Annotated in this window: 17 protein-coding genes; 5 read left to right on the top strand and 12 right to left on the bottom strand. The window is 32.6% G+C overall.

The features are described from left to right. The first annotated feature begins 11 nt into the window (after positions 1-11). Positions 12-296 carry a T9SS type A sorting domain-containing protein gene (locus KQA_RS0212740; protein ID WP_010181732.1) on the top strand — a complete coding sequence of 95 codons (285 nt, stop codon included), beginning with the start codon at positions 12-14 and terminating at the stop codon, positions 294-296. Positions 297-546: 250 nt separating this feature from the next. Here KQA_RS0212740 and KQA_RS0212735 read toward each other — a convergent pair whose 3' ends face one another. The 3 genes from KQA_RS0212735 to KQA_RS0212725 all read right to left on the bottom strand — a co-directional run bounded on the left by KQA_RS0212735 (position 547) and on the right by KQA_RS0212725 (position 2570). Continuing rightward, on the bottom strand, positions 547-1443 hold the full coding sequence (locus KQA_RS0212735) for a GTP-binding protein (protein WP_010181730.1): 897 nt from the start codon (positions 1441-1443) through the stop codon (positions 547-549). A gap of 70 nt (positions 1444-1513) precedes the next feature. Beyond that, positions 1514-2176: a GTP cyclohydrolase I FolE gene (folE, locus tag KQA_RS0212730; protein WP_010181728.1), complete on the bottom strand. Its 663-nt coding sequence runs from the start codon at positions 2174-2176 to the stop codon at positions 1514-1516. Further along, positions 2169-2570: a MerC domain-containing protein gene (locus tag KQA_RS0212725; RefSeq protein WP_010181727.1), complete on the bottom strand. Its 402-nt coding sequence runs from the start codon at positions 2568-2570 to the stop codon at positions 2169-2171. The genes folE and KQA_RS0212725 overlap by 8 nt, the downstream gene beginning before the upstream one ends. Positions 2571-2912: 342 nt before the next feature. On the opposite strand from KQA_RS0212725, the gene KQA_RS0212720 reads away from it, so the two are divergent. Together KQA_RS0212720 and KQA_RS0212715 are read left to right on the top strand one after the other, a co-directional pair. Then, entirely contained in the window at positions 2913-3884 is a 972-nt protein-coding gene (locus KQA_RS0212720) for a lipid A-modifier LpxR family protein (protein ID WP_010181725.1), read from the top strand. Between the two features lie 258 nt (positions 3885-4142). Next, positions 4143-5216 (top strand): L-rhamnose/proton symporter RhaT, encoded by a 1074-nt coding sequence (locus KQA_RS0212715; RefSeq protein WP_010181723.1) that lies wholly within the window; start codon positions 4143-4145, stop codon positions 5214-5216. A 153-nt stretch (positions 5217-5369) separates the two neighbouring features. On the opposite strand, the gene KQA_RS0212710 is transcribed toward KQA_RS0212715, so the two are convergent. The 5 genes from KQA_RS0212710 to mnmE form a co-directional block, all read right to left on the bottom strand. Further along, positions 5370-5759 (bottom strand): DUF423 domain-containing protein, encoded by a 390-nt coding sequence (locus KQA_RS0212710; protein WP_010181721.1) that lies wholly within the window; start codon positions 5757-5759, stop codon positions 5370-5372. Positions 5760-6140: 381 nt separating this feature from the next. Beyond that, a complete protein-coding gene (locus KQA_RS0212695) occupies positions 6141-6452 on the bottom strand; it encodes a type II toxin-antitoxin system RelE/ParE family toxin (RefSeq protein WP_010181719.1) in 312 nt (103 codons plus the stop codon). Continuing rightward, positions 6436-6687 carry a type II toxin-antitoxin system ParD family antitoxin gene (locus tag KQA_RS18965; RefSeq protein ID WP_010181717.1) on the bottom strand — a complete coding sequence of 84 codons (252 nt, stop codon included), beginning with the start codon at positions 6685-6687 and terminating at the stop codon, positions 6436-6438. Before KQA_RS18965 ends, KQA_RS0212695 begins: the two co-directional genes overlap by 17 nt. Positions 6688-7004: 317 nt before the next feature. Further along, positions 7005-7361 carry a recombinase family protein gene (locus KQA_RS21025; protein WP_081483266.1) on the bottom strand — a complete coding sequence of 119 codons (357 nt, stop codon included), beginning with the start codon at positions 7359-7361 and terminating at the stop codon, positions 7005-7007. A 192-nt stretch (positions 7362-7553) separates the two neighbouring features. After that, positions 7554-8951: a tRNA uridine-5-carboxymethylaminomethyl(34) synthesis GTPase MnmE gene (gene mnmE / locus KQA_RS0212680; protein WP_010181715.1), complete on the bottom strand. Its 1398-nt coding sequence runs from the start codon at positions 8949-8951 to the stop codon at positions 7554-7556. Positions 8952-9268: 317 nt separating this feature from the next. Here mnmE and KQA_RS0212675 point away from each other — a divergent pair, with 317 nt between their 5' ends. Beyond that, positions 9269-11758, top strand: a complete 2490-nt coding sequence (locus KQA_RS0212675) for a galactose-binding domain-containing protein (protein ID WP_010181713.1) — start codon at positions 9269-9271, stop codon at positions 11756-11758. 91 nt (positions 11759-11849) lie between these two features. Here the strand turns inward: KQA_RS0212675 and KQA_RS0212670 are convergent, their stop codons facing one another. The 4 genes from KQA_RS0212670 to KQA_RS0212655 form a co-directional block, all read right to left on the bottom strand. Further along, complete coding sequence (locus KQA_RS0212670; RefSeq protein WP_010181710.1) at positions 11850-13103, bottom strand: ammonium transporter; 1254 nt, start codon at positions 13101-13103, stop codon at positions 11850-11852. A gap of 31 nt (positions 13104-13134) precedes the next feature. After that, positions 13135-13473 carry a P-II family nitrogen regulator gene (locus KQA_RS0212665; protein ID WP_010181708.1) on the bottom strand — a complete coding sequence of 113 codons (339 nt, stop codon included), beginning with the start codon at positions 13471-13473 and terminating at the stop codon, positions 13135-13137. A gap of 177 nt (positions 13474-13650) precedes the next feature. Further along, entirely contained in the window at positions 13651-14916 is a 1266-nt protein-coding gene (locus tag KQA_RS0212660) for an ammonium transporter (protein ID WP_010181706.1), read from the bottom strand. Positions 14917-14960: 44 nt separating this feature from the next. Further along, a complete protein-coding gene (locus KQA_RS0212655; RefSeq protein ID WP_010181704.1) occupies positions 14961-15299 on the bottom strand; it encodes a P-II family nitrogen regulator in 339 nt (112 codons plus the stop codon). Positions 15300-15771: 472 nt separating this feature from the next. Here KQA_RS0212655 and gltB point away from each other — a divergent pair, with 472 nt between their 5' ends. Further along, positions 15772-20277, top strand: coding sequence for a glutamate synthase large subunit (gene gltB / locus KQA_RS0212650; RefSeq protein WP_010181702.1), 4506 nt, complete (start codon positions 15772-15774; stop codon positions 20275-20277). The last annotated feature ends 1 nt before the right edge of the window (position 20278 follow it).

Below are 20278 nucleotides of genomic sequence, written 5' to 3'. Positions count from 1 at the left end.
TACCTCTATGAGTGGCACTGTTTGACCGAAATCACTGGCATGGTCACTCCGAAATAGCCAAGGCTTTAGCGCAAAATGCAGATACTTATTCAATGCTACCTTCGGCTTCATCAAATTATACAAAAATCATTAATAGTGCAAAAGGAGATTTTGTGGTTTTTAGAAATTATGGAGGAAGTGTAGTTAAATCTATATTTTTGAAAGAAGATCAAGAAAGAATATTAGTTTCGGATATTCCTCAAGGAATGTACTTTGTAACAATTAATAGTCAAACAATTAGATTTATAAGATACTGAAAGCAAAACTTTTTCTTTTTTTATTTTGCAGAAGCTCTAATTTTAAATAATTTAAACTTATGCATACTGCATACTGCATACTGTTATTTTAAAACCTATTTTATCTCAATATTTGGAACAAATGGTGTTAAAATGGTGTTTTTATAAAAGACAGTTTGTATCCTAATTAATTAAATATGGGGGGTAATGTACGGTAAAGGAGAGTAGACAAAAAACTGATTTAATTTTATATCGAAGCCTGTATTATTCGTTAATCAAGACTTTCTTTGATTACCTTTTTGAGTAATGAAAGTTTACTATTGGGGCCAATAGTAAGTAATTTAGGACCTGTGATTGGTATTCCGTTAAAAGGTCGTACATAGACCTCTCCATCTGGATTTCGTTCGAAATAAGTATACTTTTTTTCGTCTCCAATTTGAGTACATCCTTTTACTCTAAGAATACTTTTAGGTAGTGTTTGACATATATAATTAATACAATTTAAGTTAGGTAAAGTAGGCAGATCACAAGAGCAAGAAGACCAATGTGCTTTTTGGTGGTTAAGTAGTTGGGCTTTATTTTTTGATGGTGTGAGTCCAGGAAGGATTGAAATGTCAATAGTATCCATTGTTAAAATTTTAGCAAAAGGATTAAGTTTTTTTAATTCTTTAATGACTTGTGTCTGCCTATTGGCTGTTGTTTTTTCAATATGAGTAAGGATAATTAATGAGGCTACTTGAATTTGGTTTGCTTCAAGTTCATTGTGCTTTTCTCGTTTTTGCCAGTTCTTAACATCAACTACTCCTATTTGTATCGGAGGTAAAAACCTATCATTTAGTCCAACACATAAAAATTCCATTAAAGAACAAGCATCAGAAGTACCATTAGCTTCAATCAAAGTGATTCCATTAGTTCGCTCTGGAATACGATTTACATAATTTCTTAATTCATTAATACCACTACAACAAATACAACTACCTGTAAGTGCTCTAATCCATTTAGGTTTAATTTTATCGGTTAATTGTAGTGCATCAAGGTTTGCGTTTTCGTAATCATTTAAAATTATGAAAGGATTCCAATTATTATTAATGTAATTGATTATTAAATGCTTTAATAATGTTGTTTTTCCAGCTCCTAAAAAACCAACAATCGTAATGATAGCTTCCATATTTTTATAGACGTAGTTTATGAATTTTATGAGTAAAAGAAAACACGTTGGATAATCATCATTTTTGTATTTATAGAGCTTGCTTATTAATAAGGTTTAAAAACTCATTTCGATTATTTTTTTCAGAAAAGCATCCGCCATATTCTAAAGTTGTTGTAAAGCTATTTTTATCTTTTATACCTCTGGAAGAAACACAAAGGTGCTTTGCAGAAATCATTACTATTACATCATCTGTTTCTAGTGTATTTTGCAAGTCTTTTAATATTTGTAGTGAAAGTCTTTCCTGCACTTGAGGACGATGTGCGTAATAGTCAACAAGTCTATTTATTTTTGAAAGTCCGATGACTTTATTTTTAGGGACATATGCTATATGAGCTTCTCCGGTTATTGGTAAAAAATGATGTTCACAAGAAGAATCAATAGTAATGTTTTGTTCTACTAACATTTTCTTATAACCATACTTATTTTCAAAAACAGATAGTTTTGGCTTGTTTTTGGGGTTTAAACCATAAAAAAGTTCTTTAACATACATTTTGGCAAATCTGTAAGGGGTTCCAGATAAACTATCGTCCGATAAATCTAAACCCAATTCTTCCATTATTTTTCCAAAATAAAGTTGAATATTTTTAATTTTTTCGTCGTCCGATTTTTCAAAGGCATCAGCACGTAAAGGGGTATCTACACTTGTTGAGATATGATTATTCCCTAATAGCTCCATTTTATTTTTATCCATTGTGAATACAACATTTATTCGTTTTACATTGGCAATATTTCATATTGTAAATATGCAATGCGGCTAATGAAAACGCAGTTACATAAATTGTAATTTCGGGTAATGAAACTAATCGAATTTTCTCATTGATAATTAATAAGAATAAAGTTACCCAATTTAGACCTAAGCCTAATTTCATATAATTTTTAGAAGTATTTTTGATTGAACGCAATACTGCTAAAAGTGAAATAATCAAAAAAATATAATCTAAATTTGACCACCAAATAGGATTTGTTTCATTAATAGCATGCGTATGAGCAATAAAAATTAGCGGAGTAGCTAAGCAATGGATAATACATAGTGTACTTGTAAGGATACCTAATGCATCTGATTTTTGCAGTATTAATTTGATCATTTTTATCTGGTTAATGTAATTAAGCTGTAAATGTACATATAAAACAAAGTTATTGCAACAATGTTGCAATAACTTTGTTTTATATGTACATTAAATTAGATCTATAGCTTGATAAAGCTAATGTTCATGTGATGATAGATAAATATTATTTTTTTAATAAAGTTTGCCCTTACTAAAATTATGAATATATCCAACTTTCTATTTATTGAATACGATCAACCTTTTTCTATTAAACATTATATTTTCTATACTTTAAAATAAAGTACCTTATTTTTTGTTTTAATTAGCTTATCAAGCTAACACACTTAAATTTTATTACTAATGTAATTTGTTAAAAATTAAATGAAACTAAATTTTCTTGTTTGTATTGGCATTATAATGCCTTTTATAATGTTAGGTCAATCAAAAGAAACGTACACTAATGAAATAAGTATTATAACGGATAATGATGTTTTTGTTGGTTGGCAGAGTAAAGATGAATTTTTTTCATTTGGAGTAGGAGCAAATTATAAATTTAAGTCAGATAAGTTTATAAAAGCACATTTGTTATTTCCTAAAAGTAAGGATCATTATTATTCATTTCGGTTTAAAATGGAAGCCTTTACACCTTCAAATCGGGATATACCTAAGGAAATTTTAGAAAAAAGATTATTTCGTTTTGATAGACCGTTTGCAGGTATTCTTTTTGGTCAATTAGGATTAACTACAACTTACAAACGATCTTTTTTAAAAACACATATTTTGTTAGGAGTAATGGGTGAAAATTCATTTGCAGAAAATACACAAGATTGGTTTCATAGTAGGGTGTTAGATGAACGCACGTTAGAAGGTTGGGAATTTCAATTACCGAATCAATTCTTATTTAATATAAACGCGACCTATGCTTATGATTTGACTCCTAAACTAAAAGGATTAGATTTTTACAGTAGTATTCAAACCCGTTTAGGTAACTTATATACAGATGCTTCTGCAGAAATGGCTATGCGTATTGGTTGGTTCCAAAAATTACCTGTATCTACAGCAGAAGGGAATCAACTTTTAGCTCCAAAAAATAATAAATTAGAGTTGTTTTATAAAGTGACTTTATTGGGTAGGTTAAATGCATTTAATGGAACAGCTCAAGGGAATTTGGTTGGAAATGATACTTTGTATGAAATAGAAAAACTAAGTGTTTTTGATAAACATATAACTCATGGCGTGTATTTATCATGGAAACATTTTTTTATTAATGCAGAATATGTGTTTACTTATGATAGGGTAGTACCTAATTCGAGTCATATTTATGGAACAATTCATATGGGGACAAGGTTTTAATTTTTATTGTATTAAGCACTTCGGTGAGTTATCTATCATCGTGCACAGTTTGAAATTACTATAATGAATTGCTCCTTTGTGGTGGTAGTTACTTTGGCAAAAAAAACTTTAATTACGATGATGTTATTTATTTTTCTATTTCAACTAAAGGAAAATTATCAATTTATTTTCCAATAATAGTTAAACAACCATAGCATAAATTATTGGTTCTAAAATATTTATTCTATTTTAGAATTTCTAACCTAAAAATTATCATTTATGCTTTTTGGAATTGTTTTGGCTTTTGTATCGGCAATATTATTGGGATTATATGCTTTGCCATCAAAATATACAGCCGGATTTGAGTGGGAAAATACCTGGGGCGGATTTTTCTTTTTTGCTAATCTTGTAATTCCAATAGTATTAACATTTACTTTAGTAGATGACCTATGGGGCATTTATGCTCAAATACCAACATGGATATTTTTTACCATGTTTGGATTAAGTTTTTGTTGGGGAATTGGTAATATGCTTTGGGGGTATAGTATTTCCTCTATTGGAATGGCTTTAGCTTTTAGTTTGTTTTTAGGGGTTATTACTTCAATTGATACTATTATGCCATTAATTTTAATACCCGATGGTCAGGAAAGTGTTTTAGGAACAACAGTGGGCAATATTATGCTTACGGGTATTTTTGTTATAGTTTTTGGAATAGCCTTAAATGGATATGCAGGTATTTTGAGGGATAAAGGAAGAGGAGTTTTAGGTAAAGAAAATAACACAAAAATAATACGCCAAGGAATACTTTTTTGTGTGTTAGGAGCTATTTGTGCCGCAGGATTTAATCTTTCTTATCATATTGGAAATAATTTAGGAAAGATAGGAGAGGTAGCTGAAATTCAATTTGGAAATGCACCTTGGATAGCTCGATTGGCTGTACTATTACCTATTTTTATGGGAGGAACTACTTCAACAATGCTTTTTTATGGATATCGATTGACAAAAAATAAAACATGGGGTAATTATACTAAAAAGGGAATTGTATTAAGTGTTTTATTAGTCATATTAATGGCAGTATTTCATGATACAGCTTTAGTCATTTATGGGTTAGCTGCATATCATTTAGGAGAGTTAGGAACATCTGTTGGTTTTGCTATTTTGGAAACAGGAGCTATTATGGTTGCTAATGTTAATGGAATTTTAACAAAAGAATGGAAAGGAGCTTCCAAAAAAAGTATAACTGTTTTAGCTGTAAGCCTATCCATATTAATTATAGGCGTATTGATAATTGCTAAAGGAAATTACATAAAAATAGAGAATGATAAATTGTCAGCGGTACATATTAAAAAATAGTAAAATAATGGATCATATATTTTAGTAGAATGTATTGTTATTATATCAATATGCTAGCTGTATTAAGAATCAGATTTTTAATCTGAAAATAAAGAAAACAGTTTTAATAGATCTGAATAGGGTGGATGATAGGCTTAAAAATCTATTTAAAAGTTAAATAACAGGAGATAGGAACCTAACAAATAATAAAATCCAACCACTCAACAGGCATAAACCACCTAATGGAGTCACTGGTCCCAAAATTTTGATTTTTGTTCCTTTAGCCGAAGAAATACACAAACCATAAATACTAAATGAAAATAAAATAACGCCAGTAACAAAGCACCAAGCCATAGCTTGTTCCAAATTAGTTTCAAATTTTAATTGTAGGCCAATAACTAACAAAACAATGGCATGATACATTTGGTATTTAACCCCAGTTTCAAAACTTTGCATTTGATCAGTAGTAAATATTTTTTTTAAAGCATGTGCACCAAAAGCACCTAAAATTATAGCTAAGGCTCCAAACAAAGTAGCAGAAAGTAATATAATTTGTGGGATCATTGATTTTAATAATTTTATAAGTCTGCAATATATGGTTTTATAAAATTATCCCTGACGATTTTTTTTGTATTGTAATTTATCAAATTTTCCTCAAAATGAAACATCTAAAAACAATGATACTCAAAATATTAATAGGTCCTTGTGATAGATATTTTGAAGCTTTTTACCTTCAACTTGATTGGATGATAATTCTAAGTATGTATTAACACCTTCTTTACCAGTATTAAATTTATAAATCATAATTCGATCGTTTATTTAGAATTTAGTTTTAGTATTCCTGCAGTTGTTCTTGGGTTGCCATATAATTTCCCAAATGTTTCATCAAATATCCAATCTTTAAGATTTTCTTTTGTAAACACTTTTAAGTCATATTTTGATCGTTTATTTAGGTTTTAAATGTTTTATAAAACTCATATTATTGCCTAGAATACGTACTACAAATATTTTTTCTTCTAGTGGATAAAAGAATATAGTATGCGCCTTAAATCTATATCTCGAAAGCATTTTATCTTTGATAGCAATATACTCCCTACCTATTTCGGGGTGTTTACCTAATTTATTTAGGATTTCTACTAAACTATCTCTATAAATTTCAGACTGTTGTATACCAAATTTTTTTATAGTAAATACCGCAATTTCTTTAAGATCAATAGAAGCTTTTACACTTAGTGTGTAATTAATTTTTTTCTTCATTCTCTTTTATAGCTTGATCCCAAATACTTTCAACGGTTTCTTTCGACACTCCACTTTCTATACCATCAAGTAAAGCGTCATATAAATCGACTCCATTTTTCCTGTTTTCTTGGTCTTTACGAATAATATCTCTTACGTATTCACTATCGTTAGTATAAAAACCTTTTTCTATCAAGCTTTTTATATATGTGTCTTGTTGCTCTGTAAATGTTATAGATTTTCTTACAACTCCCATTTGAACCAAAATTATTATTATTGATGCAAATTACTAATTAATTATTAATCAAACAATTATAAATTACTTTTTTTTGTATTTAATGTGTTTCGGACAATAAGCATTGTCTGGCTCTTGATTCTTATCCCAAAACAAGCAACCAAAACCCTCATATTTGCAGTTTCTACGTCCTTGTATAGTTAGATAGCTATATAGTGTTTTTTTAGACTTTATACCGGTTAAAGTAAGTATTTCCTTTACTGAAAGATTCTTTGTTTCATCCCTGTAATACGTTTCTGCTAAGATTGCCTTTTCCTCTGCTTTTTTGAAAGACCTCTTTATCTTCCAATTTTAACTCCCCGACGTCTAGCACTTTCTTGTCCTGCGATTGTTCTTTCAATAAGAATATTCCTTTCAAGTTCAGTTATCCCAGAAAATATTGTAAAAATAAATTTTCCATAAGGTGAAGTAGTATTTAAGAAAGGTTCTCTAATACTTCTTAAATCAATTTCATTTTCTTTGAAATTATTTACAAGTTGAGTAAGATGCCGAACGCTTCGTGTAATACGATCGAGCTTCCAAATAATAAGGAGATCTCCTTCTCGAAGTTTAGAAATTAACTTCTCTAAACTTTCACGATCAGGCTTGGCTCCAGATCCAGTATCGACAAAATATTTTTTTGTGGGACCCCATATTTTAACCGGGCATCAATCTGTAAATCAACACTTTTAGATTCTGTACTTTTCGTGCGTATCAAATAACATAGTAGTAGTAAAAAGTGTTGTTTGGTAATCTTGTAAATTAACCAATTTTTTACTACTGTTTATATATGATTGTTGTTCTTCTTAAGAAGGTTTCTAAAAACCTCCATTTTATTAGACTCGTAACTATTTCCCAATACAAAAATTAGCAAAAATATTACCCAATAATTCATCATTAGTAACTTCACCAGTAATATTGCCTAAATGGAAAAGCGCTTCTCTCAGGTCAATAGCAAGTAGATCTCCACTTAAATTACTTTGCATTCCAGCTTGTACCGTTTGTATTTCTTCGAGTGATTTAATTAAAGAATCGTAATGTCTGGAATTGGTAACAATAGTTTCATCATTACGTAAAGAGCCGTCATTAACAAAACTGAGTAGCTTGTCGGTAAGCTGTTCCACACCCGTTTTTTGTTTGGCTGAAATAAATAGCAAATTTGGTATTTCTGTAAGTATCTTTTTTTTAGCCTCGGGATCAATTTTATCTGCTTTATTTCCTATAATCAGTAAAGGTTTTTGCGGGTGCTTATTTTTAATTTGAGCAATTTCATTTTTAAAATCATCAAGTTGATCAATTACTAATTGCGTACCATCCATTAAATAGATAACCACTTGAGCTTGATTAATTTTTTCAAAAGTTTTTTGAATCCCAATACCCTCAACCACATCCTTGGTTTCACGTATTCCGGCAGTATCAATAAATCGGAAACGTAATCCACCAATACTAATTTCATCTTCAACGGTATCACGTGTAGTACCAGCAATATCCGAAACTATGGCACGTTCCTCGTTTAATAAAGCATTTAAAAGGGTAGATTTTCCTACATTAGGCGCACCTACAATGGAAACAGGAATACCATTTTTAATCACATTACCTATAGCAAAGGAGTCAATAAGTCTTTTTAATATGAGCTCAATTTTAGAGAGTAAAGAAACAAATTGAGTTCTGTCCGCAAATTCCACATCTTCTTCAGCAAAATCAAGTTCTAACTCTAGTAGCGAAGCAAAATTTAAAAGCTGGTCTCTCAAGTGTTTAATTTCATTACTAAAACCACCTCGCATTTGCTGAATAGCAATTTTATGAGCCGCTTCACTATCACTAGCAATTAAATCGGCCACAGCTTCAGCTTGACTCAAATCCATTTTCCCGTTAAGGAATGCTCTAAGCGTAAATTCACCAGCATCGGCCATTCTGCAACCTTTACGGAGTAATAATTGCAAAATTTCTTGCTGGATATAGGCACTACCATGGCAGTTTATTTCAATAACATCCTCGCCCGTATAGGATTTAGGATTTTTAAAAAGAGACACCAATACTTCATCTAATACCTTATGTCCATCTTTTATATGGCCCAAATGTATGGTGTGTGATGCTTGTTTATTAATATCCTTGTGGCTTTTAGCCATAAAAATAGAAGAAACAATAGCAAAAGCATCCGGTCCCGAAACTCTAATAATAGCAACAGCTCCAGCTCCAGCAGCAGAGGCTAATGCAGTAATCGTGTCGTTTGTCTTTCCAATCATAGGGCAAAGCTATTATTATATAATTTAAAAATTAAGCGAAGTACAAAAATTATTTAGTAAAAAATATATGGGCGTGACCACAAGGGTCGGGCTTTTCAATACAATTCCTCACACTTCCTAGCGTCAGGTTCCGGGATTTCCATTACAATCCCTCACGCAAAAAATTATCAAACCATATAATTAATTTTAAGATTAAAAATTGTCAAAATCGCATTAAAATATAGGTATAATTATATTGTAGGATAAATAGCTCATTATTCATTGAGTAAATGATAAAATTAGTTTTAATTTATTGTAAATCAATAACTAATTAGCTCATGAATTTTCAGATCACAAAAAAAATAGTACTAGGTATAGTATTATTTGGTTCAACATTACATGCACAAATTTTTCAAGATGCTCGAAATTGTAATCGTGTAAGAGCGGATAACAATGGAGGGAATGATGTATGTGTAAGAACTGCACCAAGTCCAACAGGCAATGCAAATGATATTAAAACATTGTTACGAAATGCGCAAATACCTACAACAGTTATAAATTCTCGACTCACAGATGGTTTATTTGCAAATCATATTGCAGGTATGGCAGCAGTAAGAGAGACTGCAGCTTCATTAGCTGCTCGACGAAATACATATACAGGTCAAGGAACTGTCATAACCCAATCTAATTTAGAACAGAACAGAAATGCCATAGCAAACAATGGCGGAACATTTATTTTTAGAGGAAATATTACGATTGATGCCATTTCAAAATTTATTCAAGTAGGTAGTAATACCACTATTTGGATTGATGGAACAGTAACCTATACCGGACCACAACCTAATGGAACTACGCCAGATCAATTTTCGGTGTCCGATGTAGTAAATGGTGTATTTGAAGTAAGAGGAACTAATAATGGAAACCGAAAAAACAATGTCAATTTCTTTGGGACCAAACGTGGTAAAGTAATTACAAATGGTCGTTGTGCAGGGGTGTATACCCGATTTGTAAGAAATCTAGAAATATCGGGAATTAATTTTGAACGTTGCCGTAATGTGTTATTTATTAACAATACTGTCGATAGTAAGTTGGAAGGAAACTTTATCTACAACTCCGAAAGGAGAGCCGTACACATTAAGGCTACAAATAATGTTGAAGTTTCCAAAAATTTAGTTTTTGAAGCCAAAGTAGATGGAATTGATGTTGATGCTTTTGCAAAAAATACCGATGTAATCAAAAATGTAGTTTGCCATACAGGAGATCGTTTTATGATTTGGACAGAAATTGCAGTGGAAAATACTTTAGTAGATCAAAATGTGGGAATGTTTATGCCTAATGCAGACAGACGCGCTTTAGCTTTTCAAGAAAATGGAAGTGAAACTACACAACCACCAACAAGAGACAATACCTATTCAAATAATCATGTTTTTTATGCCGATTTAAATAAAGGGAACAGAGGTTTTGTTTTAAATCCACGTAGGAGAATTGTTAGAGAAAGTATAACATTTAGAAACAATTACGTATGGCAATCAATAACCAGGAAATTACCTTACGAGGATCCTAAAACAAATACGTTTGATGATGTGTATTACTATACCCCTGGGACAAATAATAATCCAGCACCATCAAACCCGCCAGTTGTGGTTAACCCACCAACACCAACGCCAACTCCGCCAACAAATGGAGGGGAGTCAAATTTAGCAATAGGTAAAACCGTATCTCAGTCTAGTACGTATCTAAATAATAATGATTTCAATGCTCAAAGAGCCATTGATGGTAATACAAATGTATTTACACACACAAATAATGATGCTAATGCTTGGTGGGAAATTGATTTAGGAAGTGTATCTCAGATTTCAAATATTCAAGTATTTAATAGAGCCGATTGTTGTCAAAATAGATTACAACAATTTCATGTATTGGTATCGGATAATGCTTTTACTACTAAAAATTTAAACCAAACAATTAATCAATCTGGGGTAGGTAACTTTTTTACTGCTGGACAAGCAGCCAATCCAACAAATATTGGGGTAAATAGAAGCGGACGTTATGTACGAGTACAATTAGCAGGAACAAATTTTTTACATATAGGTGAAGTACGTATCAATGGTACAGCCAATACAGGTGGTGGTAATAATGGAGGAAATAATACAAATACTTTTGTGTTAACAAAGAGTAATGCATCTGGTTTTTCTATTGATGGAAACATAGGTGGAGCAAACGAACAGAATGTGTATTTATGGAATCGAAATACAGGAAATGTGAATCAACAATGGGAAGAAATTGACAGAGGGAATGGTTTTTTTAGCTATAGAAAGAAAAACACTAATTTTTGTCTTGATGGAGGTATAGGTGGAGCTAATGGACAAAATGTAAAACTATTTACTTGTGGTGCAAATAACCAAAATCAACACTGGCGAAAAGTGAATGTCAATGGAAATTTCCGATTAGAAAAACGTAATGCACCAGGTTTTTCAATTGATGGAGGTAATGGAGGAGCAAGAGAGCAGAATGTATACCTGTGGGCTAGTAGTAACACCAACCAAAATCAGCTATGGAGTTTTGCAAGTGTATCAGGAGCAAAATTGTTAGATAATAATGAGCCAGAGCTTGTTTTTTATCCAAATCCAGCACAACATACGGTATTTATAAATAACATAGCGGAATTTGATACCGTTACTATTTATACTATGCAAGGATCAAAAGTGTTAAGTAAGCCATTAAACACAAATGATATAGATGTAAGTACGCTGTCTAACGGGGCATATATACTAGAGTTTAAAGGGGATACTTTTAAAAGAGTAGAACGAATTGTTATTAATAATTAATTAATACGATTTAAGTAGGTTACTTAAGCGAAAAGAGGCTTTCCGAAAAGGAAAACCTCTTTTTGTATTTCAATAATAAAATCATCAATGTTTAATGCTGATCAATTCTAAAATCAGGATAAGCATCCATGCCATGTTCGTGTAAATCAAGACCTTCAACTTCTTCTTCTTCCGATACACGGATTCCAATAGTTTTCTTTAAGGTAAATATGATCACAAAAGCAGAAATGACACAAAATAGTCCAATAGATACAATACCAATCAATTGAGTAACTAATTGATCCATACCAGCTAAATTACCAAAAATACCAACCGCTAAAGTTCCCCATATACCACAAATTAAGTGAACTGCGATGGCTCCAACAGGATCATCTAATTTTAAACGATCGACTAAAGCAACTCCTGCAACAATAAGTCCACCGGCAATAACACCAATTAAAATAGCATCCGTAGGACTCATTTGATCGGCTCCAGCAGTAATACCAACTAGTCCACCTAAAATACCATTTAAAAACATGGTTAAATCATAGTTTTTGTAGGCTATTGTTGAAATAATAAAGCAGGAAACTCCTCCAGCTGCTGCGGCAAGTGATGTGGTAACTAATACAAGTGAAGTCAACTCAGGGTCAGCCGAAAGTACTGATCCTCCGTTAAATCCAAACCATCCTAACCAAAGGATTAAAACTCCAGCGGCTGCTAAAGGAATATTGTGTCCTTGAATTACTTGAGGTTTGCCATCATCTTTATTAAATTTACCAATTCTAGCTCCCAAGAGTGTTACAGCAACCAAAGCAGCCCACCCACCAACAGAATGAACTAGTGTAGAACCAGCAAAATCATAAAATGGAGTGTCGCGCATTTCTAGCCATCCGCCACCCCAATCCCATGAGCCAGCAATAGGGTATACTAAACCAACGTAGATAAGTGTAAATATCATAAAAGTACCAAGTTTAATACGTTCGGCTACAGCTCCAGATACAATAGTTGCAGCAGTAGCAGCAAACATTCCTTGGAAAAGGAAATCTGTCCAATACGTATAACCTTCGTTGTAAGTCAAATCAAGTGCACCTGTGGCAGTCCGTGGAGAATCTAATCCAAAACCTGCAAATGCAAAAAATCCAGAAGAACCTTCGGCAAAACCAGGATACATTAAATTAAAACCAGCTAAACAGTATAGTAGGAGTCCTACACATATGATAAATACGTTTTTAAATAAAATATTAATAGTGTTTTTTTGGCGGGTTAAACCAATTTCTAAAAAAGAAAACCCTAAGTGCATAAAAAATACTAGTGCAGTACATAGCATCATCCATACATTATTTGATAATAATGTAGTTGTTTCCATTATAAATATATATTGTTGTAAATTTTTTTAGTTAGTTTAATGTTTCTCCACCCTTTTCACCAGTACGGATACGATAAGCATCTTTTATATCTGATACAAATATTTTACCATCACCTATCTCGCCTGTACCTGCGTATTCAATAATGGTATCAATGGTTACTTGTTCAAATTCATTATTAACAACAATAGATATATAGCGACGTTGGATATCACTTGTGCTATAGCTCACCCCTCTGTATACGTGTCCTGTTTTTTCATTTCCAATCCCGGTTACGTCCCAATAAGAAAAGAAGTTTACGCCTTTTGTATGTAATGCATCTCGAACGGCACGATACTTCGATCTTCTAATAATTGCTTCAATTTTTTTCATAAAATAAGTTAATTGTTAGTATTATATATATTAAAAGTATATCAATTATAATAAGTAAGCAAATTAAATGAGTTTTATGAAAGGAATTGTCAATATAATGGGGGTGATTTTATGAAAAATAAAAAAGGTTGTCTTGTTAAAGACAACCTTTTAAGGTAATAAATATGTATAAGTTGATTATTCAGCTGTGTAAACTGAAATACCATGTTCATGAACATCTAATCCTTCAATTTCTTCTTTTTCAGAAACTCTAAGTCCCATTACTTTCTTAAGTATAAATAAGATAATGAAAGTAGTTACTACTGCCCATCCAATGTATGATAAAGAACCTAATGCTTGAACACCAAGTAACTTAGCTCCACCACCGTTTAATAATCCACCATCTAAAGCAAATACACCTACTAATACAGTTCCTAAGAAACCACAAGTACCGTGAACAGAAATTGCTCCAACTGGATCATCAATACGTAATGTTTTGTCGATAAACTCGATAGATAATACCACAGCAATACCACAAATTAAACCAATAGCTAAAGCTCCACCTGCACTAACTGCACCACAACCAGCAGTAATACCTACAAGACCAGCTAAACCACCATTTAATGTCATTGAAATGTCTGGCTTACCATATTTGATCCAAGTAAAGAATAAAGCAGCAATAGCACCAATTGCAGCAGCAATATTTGTGTTAATGATAACGCTACCAGCCGCAACAGTATCAGAACCACCCCATGCTAATTGAGATCCACCGTTAAATCCAAACCATCCTAACCAAAGGATCAATACTCCTAATGCACCAAATAATAAGTTGTGACCAGGAATTACATTTACTTTACCATCAACATATTTTCCAATACGAGGACCTACTAATTTAGCAGCAACTAATGCAGCACTACCACCTACAGCGTGTACTACAGATGAACCAGCAAAATCAACAAAACCTAAACCGTTTAACCATGCGTCATCATCAAATGGCCAGTACCAGCTACCAGATATTGGGTAAATAATTGTTGTTAAAATAAAAGAAAATACTAAGTAAGTCGTAAATTTAGTTCTTCCTGCAACAGCTCCAGATACAATAGTAGCAGCAGTAGCACAGAATACTGTTTGGAAAAATAAGTTATACCAGTCATCAGCATGGAAAAAGAAATATCCTTGCTCCGCAGAACTTGAACGCATAAATCCACCTAATAATACAGTATCACCATACATAAATGCATATCCTACTGCCCAGAACATAATTGAACCAATACAAAGGTCCATAATGTTTTTCATAATAATGTTACCCGCGTTTTTACCACGTGTAAAACCAACTTCCACTAAAGTGAAACCTGCTTGCATAAAAAATACTAATATTGCAGAAATGGTAATCCATAAGGCACCCATATCTCCATTGATGCTCGATATAGCAGCATCTAATGCTTTTTGTTGTACTTCATTCATAATAATGAGTTTTGTAATTTTTTAAATATAATTTTGGGGGTTAATTAGTTAAGTGTTTCGCCACCTTTTTCAGCTGTACGAATTCTGTAAGCTTCAGTAACATCAGAAACAAATATTTTTCCATCACCAACTTCACCAGTTTTGGCAGCTGATAAAATGCAATCAATAGCGATTTCTTCGAACTCATCATTTACAACGATAGATACGTATCTACGTTGAATATCACTAGTACTGTAGCTTACTCCTCGGTAAACATGACCTGTTGACTCATTTCCGATACCGGTAACATCCCAGTAAGAGAAGAAGTTAATCCCTTTGGAATGTAACGCCTCTTTTACAGCACGAAACTTAGATCTTCGGATAATTGCTTCTATTTTTTTCATAGAGTATAATTATATTGTTAGTATTTATTATATGGGGTCAAAAATATATTAACTAGTTAGTTTGAGCAAGAATTTACTTAAATAACTAAGTATTTTTGCGAAAAACTAACTATATTTTACTTAATAATATCATTATCATAATTATTTCTTAAAATAAGTTCTAAATACTACCTAGTTTGTAAGAATGACTTTACGTATGTATACTTAAAATACAATAAGTTTAATAGTTGTTTACATATAATGTGAATTTTCTTGTTTAACTTTATATTATTAGAATGAAACAAAATAATTTGTCGAGTTTGAAAAATGGATTGTATAATTCTTACATTTTTTGAGGAATTGGTAAGAATTAATAAAAAACAACCCCTAAAAATAGTTAACTCGCAAAAGAGACTATTATAATGCTATAAATTTTCGGAATCCTTAGCGTTTTCGTAATTTTGCAGCGGAAAAACTTAAGAGAAAATAGAATATGCAAAAACAAGGAATGTATTTGCCTGAATTTGAGCATGAAAATTGTGGGGCTGGTTTTATCTGTAACCTTAAAGGTGAAAAAACCAACCAGATTATTCATGATGCATTAGAGATTTTAGTAAAATTAGAACATCGTGGAGGTGTTAGTGCCGATGGTAAGACTGGTGATGGTGCCGGACTATTGATTGATATTCCACATGACTATTTTAAAAGAGTCTGTGATTTCAAATTGCCTGAGCAAAGACAATATGCTGTAGGGATGTTGTTTTTACCAAAGAACACTAATCAATACACTTTTTGTAAAAACGAGTTTGAAAAACAAATCAAAGCTCAAGGCTTAGCAATTTTAGGATGGAGAACAGTACCAGTTGATTCTTCACAATTAGGAGAAATAGCTTTGGCTTCTGAACCAAATATTGAGCAAATATTTATTGCTCAAGAAGATTTGGAGGAAAATATTTTTAGAGCTAAATTATATGCTGCGCGCAAAATTACGGAGCACGTAATTAGAAATTCTAAAATGTCTGAAGCAGACTATTTTTACTTACCTAGTTTGTCAAATACAACACTTATATATAAAGGTATAATAATGCCCGAGGATATAGGTCCTTATTATACAGATCTACAGCAACCTGATTTGGTAACACGTTTGGCGTTAGTACACCAGCGTTTTTCTACCAACACAATGCCTGCATGGGAGTTAGCTCAGCCATTTAGATTTTTATGTCAAAATGGAGAGATTAACACATTAAGAGGTAACGTATCTAGAATGCGTGTTCGTGAAGAAATTATGAAATCGGGGATTTTTGGTGATCAAATTGAAGAATTGTTCCCAATTATATTACCAGGTAAGTCGGATTCAGCTTCTATGGATATGTCTGTAGAACTGTTAACTTTAACAGGCCGTTCATTGCCAGAGGTAATGATGATGACCATTCCTGAAGCATGGGAGAAGCATGCTACAATGTCCGAGGAAAGAAAAGCATTCTATGAATACAATTCATGTATTATGGAACCTTGGGATGGACCTGCATCGGTTCCATTTACCGATGGTGATTATGTGGGTGCTTTATTAGACCGTAATGGATTAAGACCATCTCGTTATACGGTAACCAAGAGTGGTAAATTAATTATGTCATCGGAAGTTGGTGTAGTTGATATTGAACCTTCGGATATAGAAAGCCATGGTCGTTTAGAACCGGGTAAAATGTTCTTGGTAGACATGAATGAAGGTCGAATCATAGATGATGAGGAGATTAAAAATAAAGTTGTTTCGGAAAGACCTTATAAAAAATGGTTAAAAGAAAATAACTTACAATTAAAAGATGTGCCAAATAATAATGAAGCATGTCCAATTGAAACTTTAGACTTAAAAACAAGACAGCGCTTGTATAATTATACTATTGAAGATATTCAAGAGGTAATTGTACCCATGGCGCAAGTTGGAAAAGAAGCGCTAGGTTCTATGGGTATTGATACGCCTTTGGCTGTATTGTCCGACAGGCCTCAGTTGATTTCTAATTACTTTAAGCAATTATTTGCACAAGTTACTAATCCACCATTGGATGGTATTCGTGAAGAAGTAGTAACAGATATTAGTTTGGCTTTAGGTCATGACAAGAATATCTTTGATATTACTCCAGATCAATGTAAAAAGTTAAGAATTCAAAACCCTGTAATTTCTAATAATGATTTAGAAAAAATCAGAAATATTGATGTAGAAGGTTTTAAAGCCGAGACTATTGAGATATTATATGAGAAAGAAAAAGGAATGAATGGTTTGGAGGATGCTCTTGATACCATCATTACTAAAATTTCTAAAGCAGTTGATAAGGGGGTGAACATCATTATCCTTTCTGATAGGGGAGCTAAAGAAGGTTTAGCACCGATTCCAGCTTTATTAGCCTGTTCTTTTGTACATCATCAAATGAACCGTTTACGCAAGCGTTCTTATTTTGATATTGTTATCGAATCAGCTGAACCACGTGAGCCACACCATTTTGCTACTTTATTTGGATATGGAGCTTCGGCAATTAACCCGTATATGGTTAATGAAATTATCCGTTTACAAGTGCAAGAAGGTTTCATTGAAATGGATGAGCAAAAAGCGGTAGATAACTTTAACAAAGCAATTGGTAAAGGTATCTTAAAAGTGATGAATAAAATTGGAATCTCAACCTTACATTCATACAGAGGTTCACAAATTTTTGAAATCGTTGGTTTCAATTCTGAATTTGTAAATAAATACTTCCCATACACAGCTTCAAGAATTGAAGGTATAGGATTATATGAAATAGAAAAAGAAATTGATCAGCGCTACAAATATGCGTATCCAGATACTGAAATTGATAAGCGTTTAGGCTTAAATATTGGTGGAGATTACAGATGGAGACGTAATGGTGAACGTCACTTATTTAATCCAACTACAGTTGCTAAATTACAGCAAGCAGTTAGATTGAGTGATCAGGATTCTTATAATGTGTATAAAAATGACATTAATGAGCAATCTAAAAAACATTTAACTATACGTGGATTATTTGAGTTTAATAACTTGGATCCAATTCCATTAGATGAAGTTGAACCTTGGACCGAAATCGTTAAGCGATTCAAAACAGGAGCCATGTCTTATGGATCTATTTCAAGGGAAGCGCATGAGAATTTAGCTATTGCTATGAACCGTTTAGGTGGTAAATCTAACTCTGGTGAAGGTGGTGAAGATAGAAGACGTTTCCAACCAGATGCGAATGGAGATAATAAGAATTCTGCAATAAAGCAGGTGGCTTCAGGTCGTTTTGGAGTAACTTCTCATTATTTAAGTTCTGCAAAAGAGATTCAAATTAAAATGGCTCAAGGAGCTAAACCAGGAGAGGGTGGACAATTACCAGGAACTAAAGTATTGCCTTGGATTGCAGATGCTCGTAACTCAACACCATTTGTAGGCTTAATTTCTCCTCCTCCTCACCATGATATTTATTCAATTGAAGATTTAGCCCAGCTAATCTATGATTTGAAAAATGCGAATAGAGAAGCTAGAATTAATGTAAAGTTAGTATCGGAAGTTGGAGTAGGAACAATTGCAGCTGGTGTGGCCAAGGCTAAGGCAGATGTAGTATTGATTTCTGGTTATGATGGAGGTACAGGTGCATCACCATTAACATCATTAAAGCATGCTGGTTTGCCATGGGAACTTGGTTTAGCAGAGGCACAACAAACACTAGTATTAAATAATTTAAGATCTAGAATTGTAGTTGAATGTGATGGACAATTAAAAACGGGACGTGATGTTGCTATTGCTGCATTATTAGGTGCTGAAGAATTTGGTTTTGCAACAGCTCCTCTGGTAGCTTCTGGTTGTATTATGATGCGTAAGTGTCATTTAAATACATGTCCAGTAGGTATCGCAACACAAGATAAAGAGTTGCGTAAAAACTTTAAAGGGACACCAGAGCATGTAATTAATTTCTTTTATTACGTGGCAAATGAATTGAGAGAAATTATGGCAGAATTAGGATTCCGTACTATGGATGAAATGATTGGTCAAACTCAAAAAATTAATGCCAATAAAGCTATAGAACATTACAAGGCTAAAGGATTAGATTTATCTGCAATATTATACCAACCTGAAGGTTATAGTGAATTGCCGGTTAGAAATAGTGAAAAACAAGATCATAACTTAGGTGGTGTGATAGATTTCAAAATTTTGAAGGATGCACATGCGGCAGTTTTCAGAAAAGAGGTAACTCATTTATCTTATCCTATTAAAAATATTGATCGTTCCGTTGGTGCTATTATATCTAATGAAATTTCTAAAATTTACGGACATTTAGGTTTACCTGAAGATACATTACATTTAAATTTCAAAGGTTCTGCCGGACAAAGTTTGGGTGTATTTGGAGCTCACGGTATTACATTTACTGTTGAAGGAAATACCAATGATTATTTAGGTAAAGGATTATCTGGAGCTAAGATTATTGTTAAAAAACCAGAAGAAGCAGACTTTGTTGCCGAAGACAATATTATAGTAGGTAATGTTTGTTTATTTGGAGCAGTAAAAGGAGAAGCATATATTAATGGTATTGCAGGTGAACGTTTTGCTGTGCGTAATTCTGGAGCAACAGCAGTTGTTGAAGGATTAGGAGATCATGGATGTGAATATATGACCGGTGGTCGTATTGTGGTATTAGGTGATACAGGTCGTAATTTTGCTGCTGGAATGAGTGGTGGATATGCGTATGTATTAAATACTACAGGTAAATTTACTAAAGGATTATGTAACGAAGAAACCATTGATTTTGATCCTATCACAGCCGAAGATGCTGCTGAATTAAAAGGATTGATTGAAAATCACGTTGCTTATACAAATAGTAATAGAGGTAAAGAAGTTTTAGCAGACTGGGAAAATAACTTGACTAAGTTTGTTAAAGTAATGCCTAAAGAGTATAAAGTAGCATTAGAGAGAATTGCTAATGAAGAGCCTATGGTTGAAGAATTAACAGAAGCGTAAT

This window comes from Aquimarina agarilytica ZC1, from assembly GCF_000255455.1.
In the GTDB taxonomy this organism is placed as follows: Bacteria; Bacteroidota; Bacteroidia; order Flavobacteriales; family Flavobacteriaceae; genus Aquimarina; species Aquimarina agarilytica.
The sequence above is the reverse complement of the archived record's forward strand: the minus strand, read 5'-3'. Positions and strand labels throughout refer to the sequence as shown.